1 protein-coding gene is annotated in these 1,354 nt (G+C 68.3%); it reads right to left on the bottom strand.

Annotated features, from left to right (window positions below):
• A partial coding sequence (locus tag J5X86_RS50135; protein ID WP_208523227.1) for an acyl-CoA carboxylase subunit beta occupies positions 1–1,354 on the bottom strand: 1,354 nt, incomplete at both ends.

Below are 1,354 nucleotides of genomic sequence, written 5' to 3'. Positions count from 1 at the left end.
GGAGGCGGCGATGGTGCGCCGGTGGAGGATGTTGACCGCGCCCTGGGCGCCCATGACCGCGATCTGCGCGGTGGGCCAGGCCAGGTTGAGGTCGGCGCCCAGGTGCTTGGAGCCCATCACGTCGTAGGCGCCGCCGAACGCCTTGCGGGTGATGACCGTGATCAGCGGGACGGTGGCCTCCGCGTAGGCGAAGATCAGCTTGGCGCCGCGCCGGATGATGCCGTTGTACTCCTGGTCGGTGCCGGGCAGGAAGCCGGGCACGTCCACGAAGGTCAGCACGGGCACGTTGAACGCGTCGCAGGTGCGCACGAAGCGTGCGGCCTTCTCGGAGGCGTCGATGTCCAGGCAGCCGGCGAGCTGCATCGGCTGGTTGGCCACGATGCCCACCGGGTGGCCCTCGACCCGGCCGAAGCCGGTGATGATGTTGGGCGCGAAGAGCGCCTGTGTCTCCAGGAATTCGTTGTCGTCCAGGACGTGCTCGATGGCCTTGTGGACGTCGTACGGCTGGTTCGCCGAGTCCGGGATGAGCGTGTCCATCTCCCGGTCCTCGTCCGAGAGCTCCAGATCGGCCTCGTCGGCGAAGGCCGGGGGCTCGGAGAGGTTGTTGGAGGGGAGGTAGGCCAGCAGGGTCTTGACGTACTCGATGCCGTCCTTCTCGTCGCCGGCCAGGTAGTGCGCGACACCGGAGGTGGTGTTGTGTGTCCGGGCGCCGCCCAGCTCTTCGAAGCCGACGTCCTCACCGGTGACGGTCTTGATCACGTCGGGGCCGGTGATGAACATGTGCGAGGTCTGGTCGATCATCACCGTGAAGTCGGTGATCGCCGGGGAGTAGACCGCCCCGCCCGCGCACGGGCCCACGACCAGGCTGATCTGCGGGATCACTCCGGAGGCGTGGGTGTTGCGGCGGAAGATCTCGCCGTACATGCCGAGCGAGACCACGCCCTCCTGGATGCGGGCGCCGCCGGAGTCGTTGATGCCGATGACCGGGCAGCCGGTCTTCAGCGCGAAGTCCATGACCTTGACGATCTTCTCGCCGAACACCTCCCCGAGCGCCCCGCCGAAGACCGTGAAGTCCTGGGAGAAGACGGCCACCGGGCGGCCGTCGACTGTGCCGTAGCCGGTGACGACCCCGTCGCCGTAGGGGCGGTTCTGCTCGATGCCGAAGTTGGTCGAACGGTGCCGGGCGAACTCGTCGAGCTCGGTGAAGGACCCCTCGTCCAGGAGGAGGTCGATGCGCTCGCGCGCGGTCAGCTTGCCCTTGGCGTGCTGCTTCTCCACCGCGCGCGCGGACCCCGCATGGGTCGCCTCTTCGATACGGCGCTGCAGATCCGCGAGCTTCCCCGCGGTGGTGTGA

Origin of the sequence: Streptomyces sp. NEAU-YJ-81, assembly GCF_017592595.1 — a bacterium.
GTDB classification, from domain to species: domain Bacteria; phylum Actinomycetota; class Actinomycetes; order Streptomycetales; family Streptomycetaceae; genus Streptomyces; species Streptomyces hygroscopicus_B.
The sequence above is the reverse complement of the archived record's forward strand: the minus strand, read 5'-3'. Positions and strand labels throughout refer to the sequence as shown.